This window comes from Paraburkholderia sp. FW306-2-2C-D06C (assembly GCF_058781505.1).
In genome coordinates, this window is sequence record NZ_JBYSWU010000110.1 from 1 (window position 1) to 5,596 (window position 5,596).

Annotated in this window: 6 protein-coding genes; 1 reads left to right on the forward strand and 5 read right to left on the reverse strand. The window is 60.5% G+C overall.

Annotated features, from left to right (window positions below; translation table 11 throughout):
• The 3 genes from AC3WLT_RS36780 to AC3WLT_RS36790 all read right to left on the reverse strand — a co-directional run.
• On the reverse strand, positions 1-170 hold a 170-nt coding region (locus tag AC3WLT_RS36780; RefSeq protein WP_492596468.1), incomplete at its 3' end, for a FitA-like ribbon-helix-helix domain-containing protein.
• 296 nt (positions 171-466) lie between these two features.
• Positions 467-1,192 (reverse strand): IS6 family transposase, encoded by a 726-nt coding sequence (locus AC3WLT_RS36785; RefSeq protein WP_492596469.1) that lies wholly within the window; start codon positions 1,190-1,192, stop codon positions 467-469.
• 447 nt (positions 1,193-1,639) lie between these two features.
• Positions 1,640-1,786, reverse strand: a complete 147-nt coding sequence (locus AC3WLT_RS36790) for a hypothetical protein (protein WP_492596465.1) — start codon at positions 1,784-1,786, stop codon at positions 1,640-1,642.
• A gap of 41 nt (positions 1,787-1,827) precedes the next feature.
• On the opposite strand from AC3WLT_RS36790, the gene AC3WLT_RS36795 reads away from it, so the two are divergent.
• Positions 1,828-2,562 (forward strand): IS6 family transposase, encoded by a 735-nt coding sequence (locus tag AC3WLT_RS36795; protein WP_492596466.1) that lies wholly within the window; start codon positions 1,828-1,830, stop codon positions 2,560-2,562.
• A 327-nt stretch (positions 2,563-2,889) separates the two neighbouring features.
• Here the strand turns inward: AC3WLT_RS36795 and AC3WLT_RS36800 are convergent, their stop codons facing one another.
• A complete protein-coding gene (locus AC3WLT_RS36800) occupies positions 2,890-4,200 on the reverse strand; it encodes an MFS transporter (RefSeq protein WP_492596467.1) in 1,311 nt (436 codons plus the stop codon).
• A gap of 152 nt (positions 4,201-4,352) precedes the next feature.
• Positions 4,353-5,555: a glycolate oxidase subunit GlcF gene (gene glcF, locus AC3WLT_RS36805; RefSeq protein ID WP_492596470.1), complete on the reverse strand. Its 1,203-nt coding sequence runs from the start codon at positions 5,553-5,555 to the stop codon at positions 4,353-4,355.
• Positions 5,556-5,596: the final 41 nt, after the last annotated feature.

The following is a 5,596-nucleotide window of genomic DNA, read 5'->3' on the forward strand; positions in this document are numbered from 1 at the left end:
TTTGGAATACCCGTTAACACTTCCGCAAAGCTCTTACGCTTGGGCTTTCGCAGCGCCTTTGCCAATATTTCGCGATGTTCGGCTTCGGCGCTGCGGCCATGCGCAGCGGCCAGTTCGCGCAGACTCTGCACCAAGGCGTCGTCCACGTTGCGCACCAAAAGATTTGCCATTGCAATGCCTCCTGTGATGTTGATATCAATGATATCATTCAGGCGACGGATTGCAAGCATTGCTATCATCGAAAACGACGTCCAGCTTTAACTGATATCGGCACGTCAAAGCGTTTTCTTCAGTCCCACTCCAACTGATCGAACGCCGATAGCGCATCGCGCTGCTCGCGCGGCGTGACGTCCAGATAGGGTGAGACGTGATCGAGATGGGAGTGTCCTAACAATAGCAGAACGGTATCTAGCGAGGGTTCTGTCGCGATAACGAAGTGCTGTCGAAAGAATGCACGTTTGTTACGTTAAATAAGCAAGGAGTAAAATTGCTCGGCGCTGGAAGGATGAGTTTCGTGCGCCGTCTTCATTTGCCCTTTCCTGATCATATGCATCACTTCGATGCCGGACAGTATGATGCGGGCGCACCGAAAATCCTTGAAACCCATCATCGGCCTGGTGATGCGTTTGATCGCCCGGTGATCTTGCTCTCTGATGTTATTCAGATACTTGACCTGGCGGACCTTGATCGGCGTTTCCCTTTCAGCATTGATACTCTGGATGGCGGCCAGATTGGCTCCGCTTTTGTCCATGGCGACCGTCTCGGGCACGCCGTTCTGGCCGATGGCTTTCTCGAAGTAGCGACGCGCCGCGGCCTTGTCACGGCGAGCCCTCAGCAGGAAATCGACGGCGTTGCCCGCCTTGTCAACAGCGCGGTACAGGTATTTCCATTCGCCACTGACCTTGATATAGGTTTCGTCCATCCGCCAGCTCTTGCCGACCGGGCGCTTGTGCTTGCGGAACGCCTTTTCGAACAACGGCACGAGTTTGATCACCCAGCGATGCACGGTTGAATGGTCAACCTCGAAACCGCGTTCAGCCATCATCTCCTCGAGATTGCGCGTACTCAGCGAGTACGCCACATACCAGCGCACACACAGCAGAATCACATCCACCGGATAGTGCAGTCGCTTCAGAACCTTGGCGACACCTGCGGGTAACGTCTTTCGCGGCGTCTTCTTCGTCTTTTCCATCGCGAGCTTCATCAAATTCTTGTCGCCCTGATTTTACCTCCACGCCTTAATGCGACAGAGCCATTTCAACGTGGCGACGACTGCTGCGTCGAGAGCGACACAACCCGCCGACGGGCAAACCTCGCGCGCCGCGAGAAAGTAATGATTGACGCGCGCCCGCAGCACCCGCTGCCGGGACGCTGCGGGGCGTATTGACCTGATGGGGTTCCTGCTCGATCTTTCTCGCGATCGGGGGCGTTGCGCTGGCCTCTGAATCCGTCGACAAAAAAGCCAGGCGGTAAAGTCTTTGCCTGGGGAATTTGCTGATTGAGAGGACCAGCAGAAACCGTGAGCGGCCACCGCGCAGGTGTTATCAGTGCGCGTTTCCAGGAGAACCGCGTGTGCCCGTCCAACCAGGCATCAATACGATCATCCTCGGTGCCGCAACAGGTTAGCGAGGGCGGAAGCTCAACGCCGGGCGCTGCCCCAGTCCCACCAGTCGTGATGGTAATCCAGCCGTCTGAGCAGTTTTTGGCGCATTTGCTCCCGGTGATAGTGAGCGGCGACGAAAGCGGTTGCCGTCACCAGCACGAATGACCCTACAACGATTGCCACGGCATTGTCACGTTGCCTGGGCGGTCGCGTAAGATAGGGCGATGAAGAATGCAAAATCGCTTTATCACGGTCATCGCTTTCCGGCTGCAGTTATCAGCTGCGCCGTGCGCTGGTATTTTCGCTTCCAATTGAGCCTTCGCGACATCGAAGAATTGCTGTTCGAGCGCGGCGTGATCGTGAGTTATGAGACGATCCGGCGCTGGTGCGACAAGTTCGGCGCGGGCTTTGCGCATCGTGTCAAAGCTGCACGTCGCAAGCCCGGCTCCACGTGGCATCTGGACGAAGTGTTCGTGACGTTGCGCGGCGAGCCTCACCTGCTGTGGCGAGCAGTCGATCAACACGGCGCCGAGCTTGATATCCTGCTGCAGAAGCGTCGCGACAAGGCTGCAGCCAAGCGGTTTTTCAAGCGCGTGCTGGCCTCAGGTTCCGAAGTGCCGCGCAAGATCGTGACCGACCAACTCCGTAGCTATCCTGCGGCGAAGGCCGAGATCCCCGAACTGGCCGACGTCAAGCATGTCTTTGTCAAGGCCAGTGCCCGCCTAAACAATCGTGCCGAAAATAGCCATCAGCCTACGCGTGAACGCGAGCGCCGCATGCGTGGCTTCCGCGATCCCAACCGTACGCAGGCGTTCCTGTCGAGCTTCGGTCCGATCCGCCAGCACTTCGCGCTCAAGCGACATTTGCTGCGCGCCTCACTGTATCGAAAACAGCTCGCAGCACGCTTTGCCGCGTGGCATCGCTTCACTGATCTCACCCAAAATCCGCTCGCTTTCTGAGCAATGCGCGTTCTCTCCGCTATTGCGGCACTAACACCTCAACGTGACAGCGCCGTTATGAGACATAGCGAGTAATGATCCATCCAGCATGAAATGCCGTTCCAACGTGTGATGCTCCTGAAGGCGCCCATTTCGACCGCCTTTGTTGAACAGGGCAGAGCCCAACCTATACTGCGGTCAGCAATGACCGATCTGAAGACGGGGACGAGGACATGGAATCAACGATCAACAGTTTGCGGCAGTCTGAACAGGACGGCTAGGACGTGCTGCCATTAAAAAGGCATCTTGACCAAACGCAACAGAAGGTTTTATCGAGTCTCACCCGGCTTACTTGCTTACGGACCGGTGCGGCTGAAGCAAAGCCAGCACGGCGCCGAAGACAAGCGCGCCCGCCACGCAGTAGATGCCGGCGTTCGTGCTATGTGTCACGTCCTTCATCCAGCCGATGACCGACGCGCTGACGAACCCGGCCAGGTTGCCGATCGAATTGATCATGCCGATGGCTGCGGCAGCCGAGCCACCGGCGAGGATCGCGCTCGGATAGGTCCAGAACACGGGCATCGTCGCGAGCATGCCGGCTGTGCCGACGGTCAGCGCGACCATCGCGAGCGGAATATTGCCGGTCAGTTGCGTGCTGGCGAACAGGCCCGCGCCGGCGAGCACCGCGGGCACCGCGAAGTGCCAGCGCCGCTCGCCCGAGCGGTCTGCGCTGCGGGCCACGAGGAACATGCTCGCGGCAGCGCACGCATACGGAATCGCGGTCAGCAGGCCCACATCGAGCGCGGTGCGCACGCCGGTCGCCTTGATCAGCGTCGGAAGGTAGAAGCTGATTCCATAGAGACCCATCATGCAACAAAAGTAGATGACTGCCATCTTCCAGATACGGGCGTCGGTGAACACTCCGGCGAGCGAACCGTGAGTCTTGCCCGCGCTGTCCCGTTCGATGTTCACCTCCAGCACGCGCTTTTCTTCGTCCGTGAGCCAGTTCGCCGAGCGGATGCCGTTCGGCAGGCAGCACAGCGTTACGACGCCCAGCACCGCCGAGGGAATCGCCTCGAGCAGAAAGAGCCATTGCCAGTTCGACCAGCCGCCCACGCCCTGGAGCACGGTCATGATCCAGCCGGACAAGGGGCCGCCCACCACGCCGGCAATGGGGATGCCCATCATGAAGAGCGCGTTCATGCGCCCGCGCCGCTCGGCCGGAAACCAGTAGGTCAGGTAAAGGACGATGCCCGGAAAGAAGCCCGCCTCCGCCACGCCGAGCAGGAATCGCATGACGTAGAAGGCCGTCGGCGTCTTAACGAACAGCGACCCTGCCGAGATCACCGCCCAGGTAATCATGATCCGCGCGATCCAGACCCGCGCGCCCACGCGATGCATGATGATGTTGCTCGGAACCTCGAAGAGGAAATAGCCGATGAAGAAGATGCCCGCGCCAAGACCGTACACGGTCTCGCTGAAGGCCAGGTCATTGAGCATCTGAAGCTTGGCGAAGCCTACATTGACGCGGTCGAGGTACGCCGCGACGTAGCACACGAACAGGAACGGCAAGAGCCGCCAGGTGGCTTTCGAATAAGCGCGGGTTTCGACCGTGGCACGGTCGAGCGCGGCGTCGTTGGGTTTGGCAATGATATCCATGTCTCCAGTCTCTTTTTTCTGATGCGATAAGGGTTGCCGCAGCGCACGACGTGCGCCGTGCAGCGAAGTGGGAATGCTTCGGTTGAACTCCTGCAAATGAAGGCTTGGTGGCAGTGACGGACCGTCTGGCGTGCGCTGAACGTGTGCGCAGTTCAGTCGATCGCCTCGTCGACGATTTCGATCCAGTGGCGCACCGGCGTGCGTCCGCCCGCGCCCAGATGCGTCTGGCAGCCGATGTTGGCCGTGGCGATCACGTCTGGCTTGCCGCTTTCGAGCGCGTCGAGTTTGTTGTCGCGCAGCTTGCGGGCAAGCTCGGGCTGCGTGAACGAATAGGTCCCTGCCGACCCGCAGCACAGGTGTGCGTCGGGAACAGGCGCGAGGTCGAAGCCAAGGCGGCCGAGCACGCCCTCCACCGAGCCGCCGAGCTTTTGCGCATGTTGCAAGGTGCACGGACAGTGGAAGGCGACGCGCTTGTCGGCCTTGATCCGCAACTCGTCGAGCGGCGCGTCGGCGAGGACTTCGCCCAGATCGCGCGCCATTTCGCTGATGCGGCGAGCCTTGTCGGCGTAGGCCGGGTCGTCGCGCAGCAGGTGGCCGTACTCCTTGACAAACGCACCGCAACCGCTCGCCGTTTGGATAATGGCTTCCGCGCCCGCGCGCACCTTGGGCCACCATGCATCGATATTGCGGCGCGCTCGCACAAGCCCCGCTTCCTGGGCGTTCAGGTGATAGTCGGTCGCGCCGCAGCAGCCGGCCTCCGGCGCTGCTTCGATGCTGATACCGAGCCGATCCAGCACGCGCGCGGCGGCCGCGTTCGTATTCGGCGAGAGCGAGCGTTGCGCGCAGCCTTCAAGCATCAGCATGCGACGTGCATGGCGCACAACGGGCCGTTCAAGGGCAACCCGGGCGTGAGGAGGAATCTTCTCGCCGAGTGCCGCGGGAAGAACAGGCCGCATCATTTGCCCGACCTTCAGCAGCGCGCCGAACGTCCTCGCGCGCGGGATCACATGGCGCAGGCCCGCACGCAGCGCGCGGTCGGCGACGGGCCGCTCGACCCGCCGTTCCAGCATCTCGCGCCCGATGTCGAGCAGCGCGTGATACGTAACACCCGACGGACAGGTCGTTTCGCAGTTGCGGCAAGTCAGGCACCTGTCGAGATGCAATTGCGTCTTGTCGGTGACCGGCTCGCCTTCGAGCATCTGCTTGATCAGATAGATGCGTCCTCGCGGGCCGTCGAGCTCGTTGCCGAGGAGTTGATACGTCGGGCACGTCGCGTTGCAGAAGCCGCAGTGCACGCACGATCGGAGGATGTCTTCCGCCGGCGTTGTCAGGTTATCAGGTCGGTCACGTAAGATGGCGTGATGAAGAAATCGAAATCGCTCTATCACGGTCACCG

Coding starts and splice junctions, on each gene's coding strand:
- AC3WLT_RS36785 (WP_492596469.1), bottom strand. CDS start 1,192: ATGGAAAAGACGAAGAAGACGCCGCGAAAGACGTTACCCGCAGGTGTC.
- AC3WLT_RS36795 (WP_492596466.1), top strand. CDS start 1,828: ATGAAGAATGCAAAATCGCTTTATCACGGTCATCGCTTTCCGGCTGCA.
- AC3WLT_RS36800 (WP_492596467.1), bottom strand. CDS start 4,200: ATGGATATCATTGCCAAACCCAACGACGCCGCGCTCGACCGTGCCACG.